The sequence below is a fragment of the Bradyrhizobium centrosematis genome, assembly GCF_045571495.1.
GTDB lineage: Bacteria > Pseudomonadota > Alphaproteobacteria > Rhizobiales > Xanthobacteraceae > Bradyrhizobium > Bradyrhizobium centrosematis.
Window position 1 is genome coordinate 2,079,589 of sequence record NZ_CP120703.1, and the last position, 20,746, is coordinate 2,100,334.

Annotated in this window: 15 protein-coding genes; all 15 read left to right on the forward strand. The window is 66.4% G+C overall.

Annotated elements, in window-relative coordinates:
• Positions 1–21 precede the first annotated feature (21 nt).
• Positions 22–1,494 (forward strand): UDP-N-acetylmuramoyl-L-alanyl-D-glutamate--2,6-diaminopimelate ligase, encoded by a 1,473-nt coding sequence (locus P6U31_RS09985; RefSeq protein WP_407188021.1) that lies wholly within the window; start codon positions 22–24, stop codon positions 1,492–1,494.
• The gene (murF, locus tag P6U31_RS09990) at positions 1,491–2,873 is read left to right on the forward strand and encodes a UDP-N-acetylmuramoyl-tripeptide--D-alanyl-D-alanine ligase (RefSeq protein WP_407188022.1); all 1,383 of its coding nucleotides are present in this window, start codon (positions 1,491–1,493) and stop codon (positions 2,871–2,873) included. The genes P6U31_RS09985 and murF overlap by 4 nt, the downstream gene beginning before the upstream one ends.
• 164 nt (positions 2,874–3,037) lie before the next feature.
• Entirely contained in the window at positions 3,038–4,141 is a 1,104-nt protein-coding gene (gene mraY / locus P6U31_RS09995) for a phospho-N-acetylmuramoyl-pentapeptide-transferase (protein WP_407188023.1), read from the forward strand.
• A gap of 118 nt (positions 4,142–4,259) precedes the next feature.
• Positions 4,260–5,660 carry a UDP-N-acetylmuramoyl-L-alanine--D-glutamate ligase gene (gene murD / locus P6U31_RS10000; protein WP_407188025.1) on the forward strand — a complete coding sequence of 467 codons (1,401 nt, stop codon included), beginning with the start codon at positions 4,260–4,262 and terminating at the stop codon, positions 5,658–5,660.
• Between the two features lie 200 nt (positions 5,661–5,860).
• Positions 5,861–7,012, forward strand: coding sequence for a putative lipid II flippase FtsW (gene ftsW / locus P6U31_RS10005; protein WP_407188027.1), 1,152 nt, complete (start codon positions 5,861–5,863; stop codon positions 7,010–7,012).
• A gap of 164 nt (positions 7,013–7,176) precedes the next feature.
• The gene (gene murG, locus P6U31_RS10010) at positions 7,177–8,277 is read left to right on the forward strand and encodes an undecaprenyldiphospho-muramoylpentapeptide beta-N-acetylglucosaminyltransferase (protein ID WP_407188029.1); all 1,101 of its coding nucleotides are present in this window, start codon (positions 7,177–7,179) and stop codon (positions 8,275–8,277) included.
• A gap of 137 nt (positions 8,278–8,414) precedes the next feature.
• The gene (gene murC, locus P6U31_RS10015; protein ID WP_407188030.1) at positions 8,415–9,818 is read left to right on the forward strand and encodes a UDP-N-acetylmuramate--L-alanine ligase; all 1,404 of its coding nucleotides are present in this window, start codon (positions 8,415–8,417) and stop codon (positions 9,816–9,818) included.
• A 153-nt stretch (positions 9,819–9,971) separates the two neighbouring features.
• Positions 9,972–10,892 carry a UDP-N-acetylmuramate dehydrogenase gene (gene murB / locus P6U31_RS10020; protein ID WP_407189809.1) on the forward strand — a complete coding sequence of 307 codons (921 nt, stop codon included), beginning with the start codon at positions 9,972–9,974 and terminating at the stop codon, positions 10,890–10,892.
• Between the two features lie 101 nt (positions 10,893–10,993).
• Positions 10,994–11,980, forward strand: a complete 987-nt coding sequence (locus tag P6U31_RS10025; RefSeq protein ID WP_407188032.1) for a D-alanine--D-alanine ligase — start codon at positions 10,994–10,996, stop codon at positions 11,978–11,980.
• Between the two features lie 346 nt (positions 11,981–12,326).
• Positions 12,327–13,349, forward strand: coding sequence for a cell division protein FtsQ/DivIB (locus tag P6U31_RS10030; RefSeq protein ID WP_407188033.1), 1,023 nt, complete (start codon positions 12,327–12,329; stop codon positions 13,347–13,349).
• Positions 13,346–14,668, forward strand: coding sequence for a cell division protein FtsA (ftsA, locus tag P6U31_RS10035; RefSeq protein WP_128927307.1), 1,323 nt, complete (start codon positions 13,346–13,348; stop codon positions 14,666–14,668). Before P6U31_RS10030 ends, ftsA begins: the two co-directional genes overlap by 4 nt.
• Positions 14,669–14,755: 87 nt before the next feature.
• Positions 14,756–16,552 (forward strand): cell division protein FtsZ, encoded by a 1,797-nt coding sequence (ftsZ, locus tag P6U31_RS10040; protein WP_407188035.1) that lies wholly within the window; start codon positions 14,756–14,758, stop codon positions 16,550–16,552.
• Between the two features lie 363 nt (positions 16,553–16,915).
• The gene (lpxC, locus tag P6U31_RS10045; RefSeq protein ID WP_407188036.1) at positions 16,916–17,878 is read left to right on the forward strand and encodes a UDP-3-O-acyl-N-acetylglucosamine deacetylase; all 963 of its coding nucleotides are present in this window, start codon (positions 16,916–16,918) and stop codon (positions 17,876–17,878) included.
• A gap of 247 nt (positions 17,879–18,125) precedes the next feature.
• The gene (locus tag P6U31_RS10050; RefSeq protein WP_407188038.1) at positions 18,126–19,016 is read left to right on the forward strand and encodes an outer membrane protein assembly factor BamD; all 891 of its coding nucleotides are present in this window, start codon (positions 18,126–18,128) and stop codon (positions 19,014–19,016) included.
• A 13-nt stretch (positions 19,017–19,029) separates the two neighbouring features.
• Positions 19,030–20,703, forward strand: a complete 1,674-nt coding sequence (gene recN, locus P6U31_RS10055; RefSeq protein ID WP_407188039.1) for a DNA repair protein RecN — start codon at positions 19,030–19,032, stop codon at positions 20,701–20,703.
• The last annotated feature ends 43 nt before the right edge of the window (positions 20,704–20,746 follow it).

Sequence of the window (20,746 nt, forward strand, 5' to 3'; positions counted from 1 at the left end):
AGGCATGTCGACTGGAAGACCATGAAGCTGCGCGACCTCCTAGGTCAAGATGTTCTGGGCAATGATGCCGCGATCGAGCCCGCTGTCGCGGCGCTCGACGTGACCGGCCTTGCGCTCGACAGCCGCGCGGTCAGGCCGGGCGATCTCTTCTTCGCGCTCGCGGGCAGCAAGACCGACGGCGCACGCTTCATCGATGCGGCTGTGGCCGCAGGCGCCGTGGCTGTCGTCGGAGACCACGCGCCGGTCACAAGCAAGGTGCCCTTCGTCGCGGTGGCCAATCCGCGCCGTGCGCTGGCGCTGGCCGCGGCCAAATTCTTCCCCGCCCAGCCGGCGACCATCGCGGCCGTGACCGGCACCAGCGGCAAGACCTCGGTCGCAGCCTTCACGCGCCAGATCTGGGAGCGACTGGGGCACGCCTCAGCCAGCATCGGCACCATCGGCCTCGTCTCGCCCAAGCGCACGGTCTACGGTTCGTTGACGACGCCTGATCCGGTCGCGCTGCACCGGCAGATCGACGAGATCGCGCGCGAGGGCGTCACGCATCTCGCCTTCGAAGCGTCATCGCACGGGCTCGATCAGTACCGGCTCGACGGCGTGCGCGTCTCCGCCGCCGGCTTCACCAATCTGTCGCGCGACCACATGGATTACCATCCGACGGTGGCGCATTATCTCGCGGCGAAACTCCGCCTGTTCCGGGAACTGGTGTCGCCGGGCGGCGCGGCGGTGATCTCGGCCGACCATGATTGCTCGGCGGAGGCGATCGATGCCGCGAAGTCGCGCGGCCTGCGCGTCATGGCGGTTGGCCGCAACGGCGACGGAGCAGGCGAGGGCATCCGTCTTGCCGGCGCCGATGTCGAAGGTTTCTCGCAGGTGCTCGCGCTCGAGCATCGCGGCAAGCGTTACGCGGTCCGGCTGCCGCTGGTCGGCGAATTCCAGATCGAGAATGCGCTGGTGTCGGCGGGGCTTGCCATCGGCACCGGCAGCGACGCCGCCGATGTGTTCGCAAGCCTCGAGCATCTCGAAGGCGCCAAGGGCCGGCTGGAGCGCGTCGGCGAGCGCAACGGCGCGCCGATCTTCGTCGACTACGCGCACAAGCCGGACGCGCTGGCGAAAGCTCTGCAGGCGCTGCGTCCTTATGCCAAGCGCAGGCTGGTCGTGGTGTTCGGCGCCGGCGGCGACCGCGATGCCGGCAAGCGTCCGATCATGGGCGAGATAGCGGCGGAGAATGCCGACGGCATCATCATCACCGACGACAATCCGCGCAGCGAGAAGCCGGAATCCATCCGCGCCGCGATCCTCGCCACCGCGAAGGGCGCCCGCGAGATCGGCGACCGCGCTGCGGCGATCCGCGCCGCGATCGAGGAATTGCAGGAGGGCGATGCACTGCTCATCGCCGGCAAGGGCCACGAGACCGGGCAGATCGTCGGCGGAGAGGTGTTGCCCTTCAGTGATCACGAGGCGGTCGCCGCCGCATTGACGTCGAGGGTTGCATGAGCGCGCCGATATGGACGGTTGCCGAAGTGGCGCGCGCGCTGGGCGCTGCCGGATCATTTCCGGAAACGCCGATCGATTTCATCACGCAGGACAGCCGTCTGGTGAAGCCGGGCAGCCTGTTCGTCGCGCTCAGCGGCACGCCGAGCGGCGGCTTCATCTCGGCCTTCGCCAGCGCGCGCGACGGCTGGGAGTTCGCGGACAAGGCTGAAGCTTCGGGCGCGGTCGCGATGATCGTGCCGCACGAGATTGCGGGCATCCGCATTCCCCAGATCGTCGTCAAGGATACGCTGATCGACGGTCTCTGGGGCCTCGCTCGCGCCGCGCGCGCGCGCTTCCACGGGCCGGTGATCGGGCTCACCGGCAGCGCGGGCAAGACCAGCACCAAGGAATTTCTCGCCGCCTATCCGAACGCCTATGCCAGCCCGTCGAGCTTCAACAATTTCTGGGGCGTGCCGCTGACGCTGTGCAATGCCAGGCCCGATGCCAGCCTCTGGGTCGTCGAGATGGGAATGAACCAGCAGGGCGAGATCGCGCGGCTCAGCGAGCTCACGCGGCCGACGGTCGCGCTCGTCGTCAACGTCCAGCCCGTGCACCTGGAAAAGCTCGGCTCGCTCGATGCGATCCGGCGCGAGAAGGTATCGATCGCGCTCGGCCTGCCCGAGCACGGGGTGCTGGTGCTGCCCGCCGGAATTAAGGCACCCGACTGGAAGGGCAAGGTCGTGCGCTTCGGTGGCGAGCATGCCGAGGTGCACGAGGTCGCGCATGCGCCGCACGGCGAGAGCTGGCAGGTCGTGGCCGCGATCGGCAAGAAGGAGATCGCCTTCAGCCTGACCCCGGGCGCGCCGCACCGGGTGCACAATGCGCTGGCCGCGCTCGCCTCCATTCACGCCGCGCATCTCGATGTCGCGACGCTCGCGGTCAAGCTCGACCGGGTCGGCATCATGACCGGCCGCGGCGTCGAGCAGGCGATCGGCGGCGTCACCGTGATCGACGACAGCTTCAACGGCAATCCGGCCAGCGTTGCTGCTGCGCTGCAAAGCCTGCAGGCGCGCAACGTGAGCGGCGGCCGGCGTATCGCGGTGCTCGGCGACATGCTGGAGCTGGGCGATGATGCGCCGGACTATCACACCGCGCTCGCCAAGCATCTCGACGGCATCGATGGGGTCTACTGCGTCGGCCCTCTGATGCGCCACCTTTACGATGTGCTCCCGGACGGCAAGGGTCTCGGCTGGCACGACGATCCCGCCACGCTGAAGCCGGACGAGGTCGCAAATCTGCTGAGGGCAGGCGATGTCGTGGTTGTCAAGGGCAGCAAGAAGATGTTCTGGGTCAACAAGTTTGTGCCGGGTCTGGTGGCCGCCTTGCAGGCAAAGGCGTAAACTGCTTGGAAGGCCGTTCCCGAATCCCACCCCTTGCGGTGCGAAGCCGTGCGGTTTCCCAGAGGTCGCGCGGCTCATGACGAAGACCAGCGAATGCGCGTGAGGCACGTAGAGGCCAGCATCAAGGCCGAGACCGCGTGCATCGGCGCCATAGGACCGACTGAATGTTTTACTGGCTGATCGAGCTCTCCAACACATTTCCGGGCTTCGGTGCCTTTCGCACCTTCCTGAACGTCTTCCGCTACATCACCTTCCGCACCGGCGGTGCCGTCGTCACCGGCGCGCTGTTCGTGTTCCTGTTCGGGCCCTGGATCATCGACCATTTGCGCATCCGCCAGGGCAAGGGCCAGCCGATCCGGACCGACGGTCCGCAATCGCATCTTGCCAAGAAGGGCACGCCCACGATGGGCGGGTTGATGATCCTGTCCGGCCTCACCGTCGGCACCGTGCTGTGGGCCAATCCGCTCAACCCCTATGTCTGGATCGTGCTCGCCGTGACGCTGGGCTTCGGCTTCGTCGGGTTCTATGACGACTACCTCAAGGTGACCAAGCAGACCACGAGCGGGTTCGGCAGCAAGATTCGGCTGCTGATCGAGGGGGCGATCGCGCTGGTCGCCTGCTACGCGCTGGTGCGGCTCAATCGCGATCCCGCATCGACCGCGCTGACGATACCGTTCCTGAAGGATACGGTGCTGCATTTCGGCTGGTTCTTCGTCGTCTTCGGCGCCTTCGTCATCGTCGGCGCCGGCAATGCGGTGAACCTCACCGATGGTCTCGACGGCCTCGCCATCGTGCCGGTGATGATCGCGACGGCGAGCTTTGCGATGATTGCCTATCTCGCCGGCAACGCCGTGTTCGCCGAATATCTCCAGATCAAATATGTCGCGGGTACCGGCGAGCTGGCGGTGCTCTGCGGCGCGCTGCTGGGCGCCGGCCTCGGTTTTCTCTGGTTCAATGCGCCACCAGCTTCGATCTTCATGGGCGACACCGGCTCGCTCGCGCTCGGCGGCATGCTCGGCGCGATCGCGGTCGCGGTGAAGCACGAGATCGTGCTGGCGGTGATCGGCGGCCTGTTCGTGCTGGAGGCGGTCTCCGTCATCGTGCAGGTGATCTCGTTCAAGCTGACCGGCAAGCGCATCTTCCGCATGGCGCCGATCCATCACCATTTCGAGCAGCTCGGCTGGACCGAGCCGCAGATCGTGATCCGGTTCTGGATCATCTCGGTGATGCTGGCGCTTGCCGGCCTCTCCACCCTGAAGCTGCGCTGATGATGGTGACAGCTCTGTATCCCCATTCTCGTCATTCCGGACGGCGCGAAGCGGCGATCCGGAATCTCGAGATTCCGGGTTCTCGCTCCGCGAGCCCCGGAATGACGGGAGTGAAGTCATGATCCCGGTCACATCCTTCGCCGGCAAGACCGTCGCGGTGTTCGGCCTTGGCGGCTCGGGGCTCGCCTCCTGCCATGCGCTGAAAGCGGGCGGCGCCGAGGTGATCGCCGCCGACGACAATGCAGAGAACCTCGCCAAGGCGGCGCAGGCCGGCTTCATCACCGCGGATTTGCGCAACGTCTCCTGGGCGAATTTCGCCGCTCTCGTGCTCGCGCCCGGCGTGCCGCTGACCCATCCGGTGCCGCATTGGAGCGTGCTGAAGGCGCGCGACGCGGGCGTCGAGGTGATCGGCGACATCGAGCTGTTCTGCCGCGAGCGGCGGCGCCACGCGCCGAACGCGCCGTTCGTGGCCATCACCGGCACCAACGGCAAGTCGACCACGACGGCGCTGATCGCGCATCTCACCAAGGTCGCCGGCTACGACACCCAGATGGGCGGCAATATCGGCACCGCGATCCTGTCGCTGGAGCCGCCGCGCATGGGCCGCGTCCACGTCATCGAGATGTCGTCCTACCAGATCGACCTCACGCCCTCGCTCGATCCATCCGTCGGCATTCTGCTCAATGTCAGCGAGGACCATATCGACCGTCACGGCACGATCGAGCATTACGCCGCGGTGAAGGAGCGCCTCGTTGCCGGCGTGCAGGACGGCGGCACCGCGATCGTCGGTGTCGACGACGGCTTTTGCCGCGACATCGCCGACCGGCTCGACCGCTCGGGTAAGAACGTCGTGCGCATCTCCGTCAAGAACCCGCTCGCGTCAGGCATTTACGTCGAGCACGGCACCATCGTGCGCAGCTCGGGCGGTGCGCGCAGCGAGATCGCTGCGCTCGGCGGCATCGGCTCGCTGCGCGGCCAGCACAATGCGCAGAACGCGGCCTGCGCCGCCGCCGCCGCGCTCGCGATGGGCATCAGCCAGAACGTGCTGCAGAACGGCTTGCGCAGCTTTCCCGGCCTCGCGCATCGCATGGAGCAGGTCGGCCGCCGCGGCAACGTGCTGTTCGTCAACGATTCCAAGGGCACCAATGCCGATGCCACCGCGCATGCGCTGTCGTCGTTCGCCGATATTTTCTGGATCGCCGGCGGCAAGCCGAAGGCCGGCGGCATCACGAGCCTCACGGGCTTCTTCCCGCGCATCCGAAAAGCCTATCTGATCGGCGAAGCCGCGCAGGAATTTTCGGGCACGCTCGGCACGCAGGTGCCGCACGAGATCAGCCAGACCCTCGACGTCGCGGTCGAGCACGCCGCGCGCGATGCGGAAGCCGCGGGCCTCGCTGACGCCGTCGTGCTGCTGTCACCGGCCTGCGCCTCCTTCGACCAATATCGCAATTTCGAGATCCGCGGCACCAAGTTCCGCGAACTGGTGCAGGCGCTGCCGGGCGTGAAGCCGGTGGTGTGAGGCGCGCTGGTGCGTCGTTCTCCGCTGTCGTCGCCCGGCTTGACCGGGCGAATCCGCCCTGGCTGCCCCGGTCAAGCCGGGGCATGACCGTGTGTTTGTGGAGGCGGCAGAGATCATCTCCAAACATCCGTGAATCATTAACCCTGCGGTAACCAACCTCGGCGACCAATGGACGGACCTCTGTCCGAAAGCGGCCGCCCATGCTCTCCCGTGAAGAACGCACCCCCTTTTCCGAGTGGTGGTGGACCGTCGACAAGCCGCTGATGGGCGCCATTTTGGCGCTGATGCTCACCGGCGTGATCCTGTCGCTAGCGGCGAGTCCGCCGGTTGCGACCCGCATTGGGCTCGATCCCTTCCATTTCTTCAGCCGCCACGTGATGTTCCTGGTGCCATCCTGCATCGTGCTGCTCGGCGTCTCCTTCCTGTCGCCGCGGTCGATCCGTCGCTCGGCGCTGATCATCTTCACCGTCAGCATCATCCTGATCGTGCTGACGCTTGCGATCGGCCCGGAGGTGAAGGGCTCGCGGCGTTGGATCACGCTGCTCGGCGTCAACATCCAGGCTTCTGAAATCGCCAAGCCTTCCTTCGTCGTCATCGCCGCCTGGCTGTTCGCGGAATCGACCAAGCGGCCGGAGATGCCGGCGACGACGATGGCGCTGGTGCTGCTCATGATGCTGGTCGCGCTGCTGGTGATGGAGCCGGATTTCGGTCAGACCATGCTGATCCTGATGGTGTGGGGCTCGCTTTTCTTCATCGCCGGCATGCGCATGATCTGGGTGTTCGGCCTCGCGGGTCTCGGCGCCGCCGGCCTGTTCAGCGCCTATCTGTTCGTTCCGCACGTGGCGGGCCGCATCAAGCGCTTCATGAACCCGGCCTCAGGCGACACCTTCCAGGTCGATACCGCCATGGAAGCCTTCTTCAACGGCGGATGGTTTGGCCTCGGACCGGGCGAGGGAATTGCAAAACGCAGCCTGCCGGACAGTCACACCGACTTCGTGTTTGCGGTCGCCGCCGAGGAGTTCGGCATCATCCTGTGCCTGGCCATGCTGGCGCTGTTCGCCTTCGTCGTGATCCGCACGCTGTCGCGGGCCTATGCCAACGAGGACATGTTCTCGCGCTTTGCCGCTTCGGGCCTTGCGATCCTGTTCGGCGTGCAGGCCGCGATCAACATGTCGGTGAACCTGCAGCTGATCCCCGCCAAGGGCATGACGCTGCCCTTCATCTCCTATGGTGGTTCCTCGATCGTGTCGCTGGCTTACGGCGTCGGCATGATGCTGGCGCTGACACGGCTGCGTCCGCGCACCGAGGTCGAGGCCAGTGGCCATGCCGAGGCGATGCGGAGCTACGCCTGATCCTCACCCTGAGGAGCCGCGCTTCGCGCGGCGTCTCGAAGGGCAGGGCCACCAGCCGGGCCTTCATCCTTCGAGACGCGCGTTCCGCGCTCCTCAGGATGAGGGTTTGACGGCGCGTTCGCCTCACTCGCAATGCCCGAAAACTCCCTGTAAAACTCCCCATCATGGACACGTCTCCCCTGATTCTTCTCGCCGCGGGCGGCACCGGCGGCCATCTGTTTCCGGCCGAGGCATTGGGTGTCGAGCTGATCCGGCGCGGCTATCGCGTCCGCCTCGTCACCGACGAGCGCGCGCTGCGCTACAGCGGGCTGTTCAGCAAGGACATGATCGACGTCGTGGCAAGCGAGACTGCGCGCGGCCGCAATCCGTTCCAGCTCGCCTATGCCGGGCTCACGCTCGCGGCCGGCACGCTCTCCGCGTATGCCCTGATCAAGCGCCTGAAGCCCGTCGCCGTGGTCGGCTTCGGCGGCTATCCGACCCTGCCGCCGCTGGTCGCGGCGAAATTCGCCGGCGTGCCCGGCATCATCCACGACGCCAACGCGGTGCTCGGCCGTGCCAACCGGTTCCTGTCGAGCCGCGTGCGCGCGATCGCGACGTCCTTGCCCGGCGTGCTCGACCGCGATCCCGCGCTGTCGGGCAAGACCACCACCGTCGGCACCCCGATGCGGCCGGCGATCCTTGCGGCCGCTGCGGTGAAATATGTCGCGCCCGAGGTGGGCGGTCCGCTGCGCCTGCTCGTCGTCGGCGGCAGCCAGGGCGCGCGCATCATGGCGGACATCGTGCCCGGTGCCATCGAACGGCTCGAGCCTGCGTTATGGAGCCGCCTCGTCCTCACTCAGCAGGTGCGTGAAGAGGACATGAACCGCGTGCGCGCCGTCTACGACAAGCTCAAGATCAAGGCCGAGCTCGCGCCCTTCTTCACCGATTTGCCGGCACGGCTCGCTTCAAATCATCTCGTGGTATCGCGCTCCGGCGCCGGCACGGTGGCCGAGCTCGCGGCGATCGGCCGGCCCTCGATCCTGGTGCCGTTGCCCGGCTCGATCGACCAGGACCAGTTCGCCAATGCCGGCGTGCTGGTCAAGGTCGATGGCGCGATCCGGATCCCGCAGACCGAGTTCACCTCCGACCGGCTGGCCTCCGAAATCTCCGCCTTCGCCGCCGAGCCCGCGCGTCTCGCCCGCATGGCTGAAGCCGCTCGCGGCGCTGGCCGGCTCGACGCCGCCGAGCGGCTAGCCGATCTCGTGGTCAAGGTCGCTGGAATCTGACGCGAAACGTGTCAAATTTCCCACTTTTGCCGTCATGGCCGGGCTTGTCCCGGCCATCCACGTCTTGCAAGAAGTGGTAAGGATTCGTGGATGCCCGGGACAAGCCCGGGCATGACGACGGAACGACGGGATAGAGCATGAGACTGCCGCGCGAGATCGGACCCATCCACTTCGTCGGGATCGGCGGGATCGGCATGAGCGGCATCGCCGAGGTGCTGGTCAATCTCGGCTATGTCGTGCAGGGCTCGGACGCCTCCGACAATTACAATCTCGACCGTCTGCGCAAGAAGGGCGCGAAGGTCTCGGTGGGCCACAAGGCCGAGAATATCGACGGTGCCGAGGTCGTCGTGGTCTCGACCGCGATCAAGCGCGACAATCCGGAACTGATGGCCGCGCGCGAACGGCGCATTCCCGTGGTGCGCCGCGCCGAGATGCTGGCCGAGCTGATGCGGCTGAAGAGCTGCGTCGCTATCGCCGGCACCCACGGCAAGACCACCACGACGACGATGGTCGCAACGCTGCTCGATGCCGGCGGGCTCGATCCGACCGTGATCAACGGCGGCATCATCAACGCCTATGGTTCCAACGCGCGGCTCGGCGCCGGCGATTGGATGGTGGTGGAAGCGGACGAGAGCGACGGCACGTTCCTGAAGCTGCCGACCGATGTCGCGATCGTCACCAATATCGACCCCGAGCATCTCGATCACTTCAAGACCTTCGACGCCGTGCAGGACGCCTTCCGTCATTTCGTCGAGAACCTGCCGTTCTACGGCTTTGCCGTGATGTGCATCGATCATCCCGTGGTGCAGAGCCTCGTCGGCAAGATCGAGGATCGCCGTATCATCACTTACGGCGAGAATCCGCAGGCCGATGCGCGGCTGGTGGATCTGACGCCGATGGGCGGCGGATCGAAATTCAAGGTCGCGTTCCGCGATCGCAAATCCGGCGCGGTGCACGAGATTGCGGATTTGATGCTGCCGATGCCGGGCCGCCATAACGCCTCCAATGCAACGGCGGCGATCGCGGTCGCGCGCGAGCTCGGCGTCTCGGACGAGGCGATCCGCAAGGCGATTGCCGGCTTCGGCGGCGTCAAGCGCCGCTTCACCAGGACCGGCGAGTGGAATGGCGTCACCGTAATCGATGACTACGGCCATCACCCCGTGGAGATCGCGGCCGTGCTGAAGGCGGCGCGGGAATCCACCAACGGCAAGATCATCGCCGTCGTGCAGCCGCATCGCTACACCCGCCTGCAATCGCTGTTCGAGGAATTCTGCACCTGCTTCAACGACGCCGACGCGGTTGTTGTCGCCGGAGTCTATGCCGCGGGCGAAGCGCCAATCGAGGGCATCGATCGCGACCATTTCGTCGCGGGCCTGCGCGCGCATGGTCATCGCGAGGTGATCCCGCTGCCCAACGCCGGCGAGCTTGCCAAGATCGTGCACGGCATCGCCAAGAGTGGCGATCTCGTGGTGTGCCTGGGGGCCGGCAACATCACGCAATGGGCGTATGCGCTGCCTGATGAGCTGAAGGCGTTGGGGTAGGCCTCTGATGAGAGTCTCACAGATGACCACACGGCACACTGCGCTCCCTCCCCCCTTGTGGGGGAGGGCGGGGGAGAGGGGTAAGCCCCGGGCGCTGGCGGACAACGTCGCGCGGTGCAATATCGAAAACAATTGCATGTCGGTCAGCGCGCGATGAGCTTCCCCGACATCACTCCCTCACTCAAAGCCGCGATGCCTGACCTGCGCGGCCGGCTGCTGGCCAACCAGTCGCTCGCCGAGCTCACCTGGTTTCGCGTCGGCGGTCCGGCGCAGGTGCTGTTCACGCCGGCGGACGAGGACGATCTCGCTTATTTCCTCGCGCATCTTGCCGCCGACATTCCGGTCTATGTCATCGGCGTCGGCTCCAACCTCATCGTGCGCGACGGCGGCATGGCGGGTGTGGTGATCCGTCTTGCGCCGCGCGCCTTCGGCGAGGCGAGCGCGAGTGGCGATGTCGTCACCGCGGGCGCTGCAGCACTCGACAAGCGCGTGGCGGAGGTGGCCGCGAGCGCAAACATCGGCGGGCTCGAATTCTACTTCGGCATTCCCGGCACCATCGGCGGCGCGCTGCGGATGAATGCGGGCGCCAATGGCGGCGAGACCAAGGACGTGCTGATCGAGGCGCGCGGCGTCGGACGCGACGGCGCCAAGCACGTCTTCTCCAACGCCGACATGAAATTCGTCTACCGCAACAGCGGCGTCGATCCCTCCATCATTTTCACCTCCGCGCGCTTTCGCGGCGAGATCAGGGACGCGGAGGCGATCCGCGCGCGCATGGCGGAGGTGCAAAGCCATCGCGAGAGCGCGCAGCCGATCCGCGAGAAGACCGGCGGCTCGACCTTCAAGAATCCGCCGAGCCATTCCGCCTGGAAGCTGGTCGACGCGGCCGGCTGCCGCGGCTTGCGGGTCGGCGGCGCGCAGGTCTCCGAGATGCACTGCAACTTCCTGATCAACACCGGCGACGCCACCGCGCGCGACATCGAGACGCTGGGCGAGACCGTGCGCGAACGGGTGAAGGCAAGTTCCGGAATTGAGCTACACTGGGAAATCAAGCGGATCGGGATTCCGATCTAACAGTCATTCCGGGGCGTGCGACGCGCGAACCCGGAATCTCGAGATTCCGGGTCTGGTGCTTGCGCACCATCCCGGAATGACGAAATGAAATGAGAGGACACATGCGCATCACCATCCTCTTCGGAGGCTCCAACCGGGAGCGTCTGGTTTCGGTCGCCTCGGCCCAGGCGCTGCATCAGGCGTTGCCCGAGGCTGATCTCTGGTGGTGGGACGTCGAGGACAAGGTGCACGCCGTGCAGTCCAAGCAACTGCTCGAGCATGTCCGTCCGTTCGAGGACGAGTTCAAGCCCGGCACGCGGGGGATTCCGCTGGAGCAGGCGCTCGACCAGGCCAAGGCCGAGGGACGCGTGCTGGTGCTCGGCCTGCATGGCGGACGGGCCGAGAACGGTGAATTGCAGGTGATGTGCGAAGCGCGCGGCGTGCCTTTCACCGGCTCGGGCTCGGCGTCCTCGCATCTTGCCTTCGACAAGATCGCGGCCAAGCGCTTTGCCGCGCTCGGCGGGGTGACGCCGCCGGCCAACGTTGCGCTCGACGACATCGAGGAGGCTTTCGCCGAATATGGAAGGCTGATCGCAAAGCCCGCGCGCGACGGCTCTAGCTACGGCCTGATCTTCGTCAACGCCAAGCAGGATCTCGTTGCCGTCCGCAACGCGGCGAAGCACGAAGAGTACGTCATCGAGCCCTACATTGCCGGCGTCGAGGCGACCTGCGCCGTGCTGGAGCGCACCGATGGTTCGATCATCGCGCTGCCGCCGATCGAGATCATTCCAGGCGAAGGCAATTTCGACTACGCCGCGAAATATCTCCTGAAGTCGACCCAGGAGATCTGCCCCGGCCGCTTCGCACCCGAGATCACCGCCGCGCTAAAGGCGCAGGCGATGCTGGCGCACCGTGCGATGTCCTGCACCGGCTATTCCCGGTCGGACTTCATCGTCTCGGAGAGGGGCCTCGTCTATCTCGAGACCAACACGCTGCCCGGGCTGACCAAGTCCTCGCTCTACCCCAAGGCGCTGAAGGCCGAGGGCATCGAATTCGTCGACTTCCTGCGCGGCCTGATCGAGCTCGCCGGGCGGAGCGTGCGGAAATAATTAGGACTGGTTAACGGCCGGACGGGCGAAACCGGCCGGTTTGGCGCCCAAGACCGGTAAAATGCCGGACATCGCGGCGTAAATGCCTCACACGGCGGGGCAAAATGCGCCGGACGTTAACGAATTTTACCTTTTGTTTACCAGGACGTCCGAAGGTTAACGCTGGCGGCGCATATGGCGCTTTGGCTGCCGGCGCGTGAGCTGTTGCGGGTGATGTCACCTCCAGCGAACGCTTTGAAGGGAAGAGGCTTCATCTGCTGAAGACCAGCACCCGGCCCGGCACCCGGACGTCATGTTCGCCAGGATCCGCGCGATGTCGCGGGCAAACTGTTGACGAGCTCGTGCAATGGATGGAGCAGGAAGCCTCACCCGGTCGCTTTTCAGATCGCTGAGGCCCCAAGCCGACCTGAAGGCGGCCGCTGTCGGAGCGGTCGTGCTTCTGCGCGAGTGGGTGCAGGACAAGCGCGCCGAGGCGCGCGCCGCCGCCAAGGACAAGTCCAAGGCCAGGGCCAAGGCCATCGTCGAGCGCGAGCCGCCGCCGCGCGTGGTCGCACTGGTCGAGCGCTATCTGCCACGCCGGGTCGGGATCAGCATGACCGTGCTGCTGCTGATCGGAAGCTGCGGCTTCGGCATCGTCAAGGGCGGCCATCTCCAGGATTTCATCACTGCGGTCAGCGACACGCGCAACGCGCTGGCCAATTCCGCCGGGTTCCGCATCACCTCAGTCGTGATCAACGGCCGCAAGCAGCTCACCCAGGACGAGATCCTGGCGATCGGCGGCGTCAGCGGCCGTTCCTCGCTGCTGTTCCTCGATGCCGATGCGGTGCGCGACAAGCTCAAGGCCAATCCCTGGATCGCCGATGCCACCGTGCTGAAGCTCTATCCGGGCCAGCTCATGATCGAGCTCACCGAGCGCAAGGCGTTCGCGCTGTGGCAGGAGGCCGGCCGGCTCTCCGTGATCGCCGATGACGGCGCCGTGCTCGAGCCCTACGTCTCGCGTCGCTTCCTGTCGTTGCCGCTCGTGGTCGGCAAGGGCGCCGAGACCCAGGCCCGCGATTTCCTCGCGCTGCTGGCGCGCTATCCGCAGGTCAATTCGGTGACGAAGGCCGCGATCTTCGTCGGCGAGCGGCGCTGGAATCTGAGGCTCAAGGACGGCCTCGACATCCGCCTGCCCGAGCAGGACGTCGGCAACGCGCTCGCGATGCTGTCCAAGCTCGACAAGGAGGACAGGCTGTTCTCCCGCGACATCGTCGCCGTCGACATGCGCCTGCCCGATCGGCTGGTGGTGCAGCTGTCCGAGGACGCCGCCAAGGCGCGCGAGGATCTGTTCAAGGACAAGAAGAAAAAGAAGGCCGGGGATTCCGCATGACCGGTCTCGATCGCACCCAGACGCCGAAGACGCGCCCGATGCCGCACAAGCGCGGCGGCCTCGTCGCCTGCCTCGACATCGGCACCAGCAAGATCGCCTGCATGATCGCGCGGCTGAAGCCGTCGCCGCCGAGCGATGCGCTGCGCGGCCGCACCCATGCGGTGGAGTTGATCGGTTACAGCCAGATCCAGTCGCGCGGCATGAAGGCCGGCGCGGTGATCGATCTTGGCGAATGCGAGCAAGCGGTGCGCCAAGCCGTCGCGCTGGCGGAGAAGATGGCCAAGGTGCGGGTCGAGTCCGTGCTGCTCTCGGTCTCCGGCGGCCGGCTCTCCGGCCAGCTGGTCGAGGCCGCCGCCGACATCCGTGGCGGCGCCGTGACGCAGGCCGATGTCAGCCGCGTCACCTCCACCGGCATGCGTCACGCCACCGGTGAAGGCCGCACCGTGCTGCACGCGCTGCCGGTCGGCTACACCCTCGATGGCGTCAAGGGCATCCGCGATCCCCGCGGCATGGTTGCCCATCAATTCGGCGTCGACATGAACGTCGTCACCTGCGACGCCACCGTGGCGCGCAACCTGATGCTGGCGGTCGAACGTTGCCACATCAATGTCGAAGCCATGGCGGCGAGCCCTTACGTGGCCGGCCTGTCGGTGCTGACCGACGATGAGGCCGATCTGGGCGCTGCTGTCGTCGAGATGGGCGCCGGCACCACCACGATCGCCGTCTATTCTGGCGGCCGGTTCGTGCATGCGGCGGGTTTTGCGGTCGGCGGGCAACACATCACGATGGATCTTGCGCGCGGACTCTCCGCGACCATTGCCGATGCCGAGCGAATCAAGACGTTATACGGGACCGTCATCACCGGCGGATCGGACTCGCGTGAGCTGATGTCTGTGCCGACAGCCGGTGACGAGCAGGATCTGCCGCAGATCGTCTCCCGCGCCACTATCGCCAACATCGTCAAGCACCGTGCCGAGGAAGTCTTCGAAATGGTTCGGGACAAGCTGAAGGATTCGCCCTTCGCCTCGGAGCCCAACGGCCGCGTCGTGCTCTCCGGCGGCGCCTCGCAGCTCACCGGCCTCGTCGAGCTCGGCACCCAGATTCTCGGCCGGCCCGTGCGGGTCGGACGTCCGCTCGGCTTCGGCCGGCTGCCCAACGAGGCGAAGAACGCCGCGTTCGCGGTGCCGGCCGGACTCCTCGTCTACCCGCAATATGTTCACCTCGAACATGTCGAACCGCGGCATACGCGGCAGCAGGTCAAGACAGGGACCGGCGGTTATTTCGGAAAGGTCGGACGATGGCTACGCGAAGGCTTCTGATGATTCATTTCCGCAATTCCCTGATTTCACCAACTCCCGCGGCCGCCGGCCGGGGCGAACCCACGCGCGCGTGATCGAGAGGCAACCATGACCATCAGCATCAATGTTCCTGATATTCACGAACTGAAGCCCCGGATCACCGTGTTCGGCGTCGGCGGCGCCGGTGGCAACGCCGTCAACAACATGATCACGGCCGGCCTTCAGGGCGTCGACTTCGTGGTCGCCAACACCGACGCGCAGGCGCTGACGATGTCGAAGGCGCAGCGCATCGTGCAGATGGGCACTGCGGTCACGCAAGGGTTGGGCGCAGGTTCGCAGCCGAACGTCGGCGCCGCGGCGGCGGAAGAGGTGATCGACGAGCTGCGCGACCATCTCTCGGGCGCCAACATGGTGTTCGTCACCGCCGGCATGGGCGGCGGCACCGGCACCGGCGCAGCCCCCGTGATCGCCAAGACCGCGCGCGACATGGGCATCCTCACCGTCGGCGTCGTGACCAAGCCGTTCCACTTCGAGGGCGGTCGCCGCATGCGCACCGCTGAAGCCGGCATCGCCGAGCTGCACAAGGTCGTGGATACGCTCCTGATCATCCCGAACCAGAACCTGTTCCGAGTCGCCAACGAGAAGACCACCTTCGCCGACGCCTTCGCGATGGCCGACCAGGTGCTCTATTCGGGCGTTGCCTGCATCACCGACCTGATGGTCAAGGAAGGCCTGATCAACCTCGACTTCGCCGACGTCCGCGCCGTCATGCGCGAGATGGGCAAGGCGATGATGGGCACCGGCGAGGCCTCCGGCGACAAGCGCGCGCTGACCGCCGCGGAAGCCGCGATCGCGAATCCGCTGATCGACGATTCCTCAATGAAGGGTGCCAAGGGCCTCCTGATCTCCATCACCGGCGGCAAGGACCTCACGCTGTTCGAGGTCGACGAGGCCGCGACCCGCATCCGCGAGGAAGTCGACCAGGATGCCAACATCATCGTCGGCGCGACCTTCGACGAAGCGCTCGACGGCCTGATCCGCGTCTCGGTCGTTGCCACCGGCATCGAACAGGCCGCAATCGCCCGCAACAGCCAGGCGACCTCCGCGCCCGTCGCCAACGCCGCGCCACAGGTGCAGCAGGCTCCCGCCGCGCCGGCGGCCGCCGCCGAGAGCCGTCTCGCCGATCTCACCGCGCGCCTGCGCGCCGACAATCAGCGCCTGGCCGAACGCGCCCAGAAGCTGGAAGCCCAGGTCCCGGCCGCCGCGCCGGCGCCGGCTGCTCCGGTCGCGCCGCGCCCGAACGTCGAGCGCGCAGCGCTCGCCGCCATCGCCGCCGCCGTCGCTGAAGCCCCCCCGGCGCCCGCGCCGCAGACCTATGGCGACGTCACCGTGCGGCCGATCGCACAGAAGCCGACACTGTTCCCGGAGCCGGACATGGCCCCGGTCGCGATGCAGGAGCCGATGACGCCGGAAAACTTCATCCCGCCCCAGGCCGAGCGTCCGCCGGTCCGGGCGCCGCGCATGCCGCGGATCGAGGAGCTGCCGATGCCCGCCCAGGCCGAGATTCGCCAGGCCCGCGGGGAAGTCGAAGAGGAGGTCCCGCAGAAGACCCGTCTGTCGCTGCTGCAGCGCCTGGCCAATGTCGGGCTCGGCCGTCGTGACGAGGAAAGCGAGCCGCCGGTCGCAGCCCGTACCACCGGTCCGGCCATGCCGCCGCTGCCCGACCGCCGCCCGCAGAAGACCGTGGCGCAGCAGATCGCGTCGAACGATCCGGTATCGGAGTACGCCCGTCGTCCCGCGCCGCAGGGATTGGACATGCATGGACGTCCCGCGCCTGTTGCGCCGGCGCCACAGGGTGACGACCATCTTGATATCCCGGCCTTCCTGCGCCGGCAGGCGACCTGAGAATTGTTACAATAAGGCATACGAAAACAGGTCCCGGCAACAAGCTTGCCGGGACCTTTCCTTTTGGCCCGTGCATAGCCGGATTGTGCAGCCAAACAACTGATTTTAAATCATTAATTACGTGTTTGGGTGTTCAGTAAAATCGCCGGTAGCGGTCCAAAACCTCCGCGCAATTTGGTTAAGCCTTGGCGCGAATACGGCGGGTTTGGGGTAACAATCGGTAAAAAAGCGTGAGTTGGCGCTGTTTGGGGCAGTGACTATGGTTCGCCGTGACTTGGGGATACGGAGATTCGCAACCGGCGGCACTGACCGGCCAGGGGGATCTCGTATAAGTCGCAGTGGGTCGTAGTGGGGCGGGTTCTGATGAAATTTAGCCGGCAAACAACGCTTCGTGCGCAAGCCTCCGTGGCAGGCGTAGGCGTTCATTCCGGTCTTCCCGTGACTCTCACCCTCGGGCCTGCGCCTGTTGACGCGGGTTTTATTTTTGTCCGTACGGGCCTCGAGGGAAGTGATCGCGAAGTTCAGGCGACGGCCGCGCAAGTGGTCGCGACAGATCTGGCGACCGTGCTGGGTGACAGTGAAGGACCGCTGGTTTCCACCGCCGAGCACGTCCTTGCTGCATTGCGGGGCATGGGTGTCGACAACGCCACCATCGAAATCGACGGTCCGGAAGTGCCGATCATGGACGGCAGCGCCGCGGCTTTCGTTGCGGCGATCGATCAGGCCGGGATTGTCACCCAGCCGGCGCCGCGCCGCTTCATCCAGGTTTTGAAATCCGTCTCGGTCGCGATCGGTGACTCCTTCGGCGAGCTGCGGCCCTATGCTGACGGTTTCCGCGCTGAAGTCGAGATCGACTTCGCCAATCCCGTCATTGGCCGGCAGAGCTACGCGCTGGACCTCGTGCCGGAGCGGTTCCGCCGCGAGGTCGCTCGCGCCCGGACCTTCGGCCTGATGTGCGATCAAGCGCGGCTCTGGGCTGCGGGCTACGGCCGTGGGGCCTCCTTCGGCAACACCGTCGTGTTTGACGAGGAACGGCTGCTCAATCCCGAGGGCCTGCGTTACGCCGATGAGTGCGCCCGCCACAAGGTGCTGGACGTGATTGGCGACCTCACGCTGGCCGGCCTGCCGCTGCTTGGCGCCTACCGCTCGGTGCGTGGCGGCCACAAGCTCAACCATGCCGTCCTGACCGCACTGCTCGCCGACCGTACCGCCTGGCGGGTGGTCGAGGGCGAGGCGGCCCGCCGCACCGCGCGTCCCGTGGGCGAGGTCGGTCGCGGCATCGTCGGCGGCCGGCTCGCCGCGGCCTACGGGCCGGACGTGTCCTGACCAGAGTTGTCGCCGCGGGCCTCTGGCCGCGGCCCACCCCCGGGAAACTCCTGGTAACCATGATCGGCTAGGATTGCGGCAAGTTCGCCTTAATCCGGGCGAAATGCCTGCCTATCCGACTGGTCAAAGATCGCTTTTCGGATACATCGACGTGGTCGCATGGCAGGCACCACGGTTACATTTCGCGCCCATGACGGGGGTCATGGGCTGGCGGGCACCGCATCACAGGGCGTCAGGTCTTAAACTCATGTCGGCACAGCGTATGACGCGCGAATATTTCTCGGTCTCCTCGCGAGCCCGTGGGCTGCTTCAGGCCGTCACCTTCATCGTGCTCGCGCTGCCGCTCGCCGGCTGCGGCACCGGTTCGCTCTGGGACAAGTTCACAGCCAAGGACGACACCTTCGTCGAGGAGCCCGCCGACAAGATCTACAATGAGGGCCTGTACCTCATGAACGAGAAGAAGGACATGAAGGCGGCGAACAAGAAGTTCGAAGAGGTCGACCGCCAGCATCCTTATTCCGACTGGGCCCGCAAATCGCTGCTAATGTCGGCCTACGCGTCCTACCAGGGCGGCGATTTCGACGGCTGCATCGGCGCCGCCACCCGCTACGTCACGCTGCATCCCGGCAGCCCGGATGCGGCCTATGCGCAATATCTGATCGCAGCCTCCCATTACGACCAGATCCCGGACATCAGCCGCGACCAGGCCCGCACCGAGAAGGCGATCGCAGCCCTGGAAGAGGTGGTGCGCAAATATCCGACTTCCGAATACGCGACCTCGGCCAAGGCCAAGATCGAGGGCGCCCGCGACCAGCTCGCCGGCAAGGAAATGAACGTCGGGCGCTATTACGCGCAGAAGCGCGACTACACGGCGGCGATCAACCGCTACAAGACCGTCGTCACGCAGTACCAGACCACCCGCCATGTCGAGGAGGCGCTGTACCGGCTCACCGAAGCCTATATGGCGATCGGCATCGTCGGCGAAGCGCAGACCGCGGCGGCGGTGCTGGGGCACAATTTTCCTGACAGCCGCTGGTACAAGGACGCCTATAATCTTGTAAAATCCGGTGGTCTCGAGCCGAGCGAGAATCAGGGGTCCTGGATCAGCAAGACCTTCAAGAAGATGGGCCTCGGCTAGGAAATAGGGTTCCATGCTGGCGCGTCTGTCGATCCGTGACATCGTCCTGATCGAACGGCTCGATATCGAATTCGCCACCGGGCTCGCGGTTTTGACCGGCGAGACTGGTGCGGGCAAATCCATCCTGCTCGATGCCTTTGCGCTGGCGCTTGGCGGCCGCGGCGACGCCGGCCTTGTGCGCCACGGCGCGGAGCAGGGGCAGGTCACGGCCGTGTTCGATGTCCCGAAGAATCACCCTGCGACGAAGATCCTGGCCGAGAACGGTCTCGACGACACCGGCGAGATGATTCTCCGGCGGGTGCAGTTCGCCGACGGCCGCACCCGCGCCTTCATCAACGACCAGTCGATCAGCGTGCAGACACTGAAGGCGGTCGGTGCCGCCCTGGTCGAGATCCACGGCCAGCACGACGAGCGCGCGCTGGTCGATGCCGCCACCCATCGCCGCCTGCTCGACGCTTTTGCCGGCCTGGAGAAGGACGTCGCCGCGGTCGAGATGCTCTGGGACGCGCGCCGGACCGCCAACACCGCGCTGGAGGAGCATCGCGCCGGCATGGAGCGCGCCGCGCGCGAGGCCGACTATCTGCGCCACGCCTCCGACGAGCTGAAGCAGCTCGCGCCAAAGGACGGCGAGGAGACCTCGCTCGCCCATCGCCGCACCACCATGATGCAGGGCGAGAAGATCGCCTCCGATCTGCGCGAGGCGCAGGAGGCGGTCGGCGGCAACCATTCGCCGGTTGCGGCGCTGTCGGCGGCGGTGCGCCGGCTGGAGCGCCGCGGCGTCAACTCGCCGGCGCTGGTCGAGCCGGCCGTGAAGGCGATCGATGCGGCGATCAACGCACTGGAGGAGGCCGACCAGCATCTCCAGGCGGCGCTGGCCGCGACCGATTTCGATCCGGCCGAGCTCGAACGCATCGAGGAGCGCCTGTTCGCCTTGCGCGCCGCCTCGCGCAAATATTCGACGCCGGTCGACGGGCTTGCGGCGCTGGCCGCCAAATATGCCGCCGACGTCGTGCTGATCGATGCCGGCGCCTCGCAGTTGAAGAAGCTGGAGCAGGCCGCGATCGAGGCAGACGGCCGCTATGCCGCCGCTGCCAAGAAGCTGTCGCTGGCGCGGCAGAAATCGGCGGAGAAGCTCAACAAGGCCGTCAATGCCGAGCTCGCGCCGCTCAAGCTCGAACGCGCAAAATTCATGACCCAGGTCGAGACCGATGAGGCCGCGCCGGGGCCGCAGGGCTTCGACCGTGTCGAGTTCTGGGTCCAGACCAATCCGGGCACCAAGCCGGGCCCGCTGATGAAGGTCGCCTCCGGCGGCGAGCTGTCGCGCTTCCTGCTGGCGCTGAAGGTCGTGCTGTCCGACCGCGGCTCGGCGCCGACGCTGGTGTTCGACGAGATCGACACCGGCGTGGGCGGCGCGGTCGCCGACGCCATCGGCGGCCGCCTGGCGCGGCTTGCCGGCAAGGTCCAGGTGATGGCCGTGACCCACGCCCCGCAGGTCGCCGCCCGCGCCGACCAGCATCTGCTCATCTCCAAGGACGCCCTCGACAAGGGCAAGCGCGTCGCCACCCGCGTCAATGCGCTGGCCGCCGACCACCGCCGCGAGGAGATCGCCCGCATGCTGGCCGGCGCCGAGATCACGGCAGAGGCGAGGGCCGCGGCGGAACGGCTGCTGAAGGCGGCGACGGCCTGAGCCGTCATTCCGGGGCGATGCGAAGCATCGAACCCGGAATCTC

Bases quoted from the DNA above. Each gene is read 5' to 3' on its own strand.
- P6U31_RS09985 (WP_407188021.1), top strand. From the start codon at position 22: ATGAAGCTGCGCGACCTCCTAGGTCAAGATGTTCTGGGCAATGATGCC.
- murF (WP_407188022.1), top strand. From the start codon at position 1,491: ATGAGCGCGCCGATATGGACGGTTGCCGAAGTGGCGCGCGCGCTGGGC.
- mraY (WP_407188023.1), top strand. From the start codon at position 3,038: ATGTTTTACTGGCTGATCGAGCTCTCCAACACATTTCCGGGCTTCGGT.
- murD (WP_407188025.1), top strand. From the start codon at position 4,260: ATGATCCCGGTCACATCCTTCGCCGGCAAGACCGTCGCGGTGTTCGGC.
- ftsW (WP_407188027.1), top strand. From the start codon at position 5,861: ATGCTCTCCCGTGAAGAACGCACCCCCTTTTCCGAGTGGTGGTGGACC.
- murG (WP_407188029.1), top strand. From the start codon at position 7,177: ATGGACACGTCTCCCCTGATTCTTCTCGCCGCGGGCGGCACCGGCGGC.
- murC (WP_407188030.1), top strand. From the start codon at position 8,415: ATGAGACTGCCGCGCGAGATCGGACCCATCCACTTCGTCGGGATCGGC.
- murB (WP_407189809.1), top strand. From the start codon at position 9,972: ATGAGCTTCCCCGACATCACTCCCTCACTCAAAGCCGCGATGCCTGAC.
- P6U31_RS10025 (WP_407188032.1), top strand. From the start codon at position 10,994: ATGCGCATCACCATCCTCTTCGGAGGCTCCAACCGGGAGCGTCTGGTT.
- P6U31_RS10030 (WP_407188033.1), top strand. From the start codon at position 12,327: ATGGATGGAGCAGGAAGCCTCACCCGGTCGCTTTTCAGATCGCTGAGG.
- ftsA (WP_128927307.1), top strand. From the start codon at position 13,346: ATGACCGGTCTCGATCGCACCCAGACGCCGAAGACGCGCCCGATGCCG.
- ftsZ (WP_407188035.1), top strand. From the start codon at position 14,756: ATGACCATCAGCATCAATGTTCCTGATATTCACGAACTGAAGCCCCGG.
- lpxC (WP_407188036.1), top strand. From the start codon at position 16,916: ATGAAATTTAGCCGGCAAACAACGCTTCGTGCGCAAGCCTCCGTGGCA.
- P6U31_RS10050 (WP_407188038.1), top strand. From the start codon at position 18,126: ATGTCGGCACAGCGTATGACGCGCGAATATTTCTCGGTCTCCTCGCGA.
- recN (WP_407188039.1), top strand. From the start codon at position 19,030: ATGCTGGCGCGTCTGTCGATCCGTGACATCGTCCTGATCGAACGGCTC.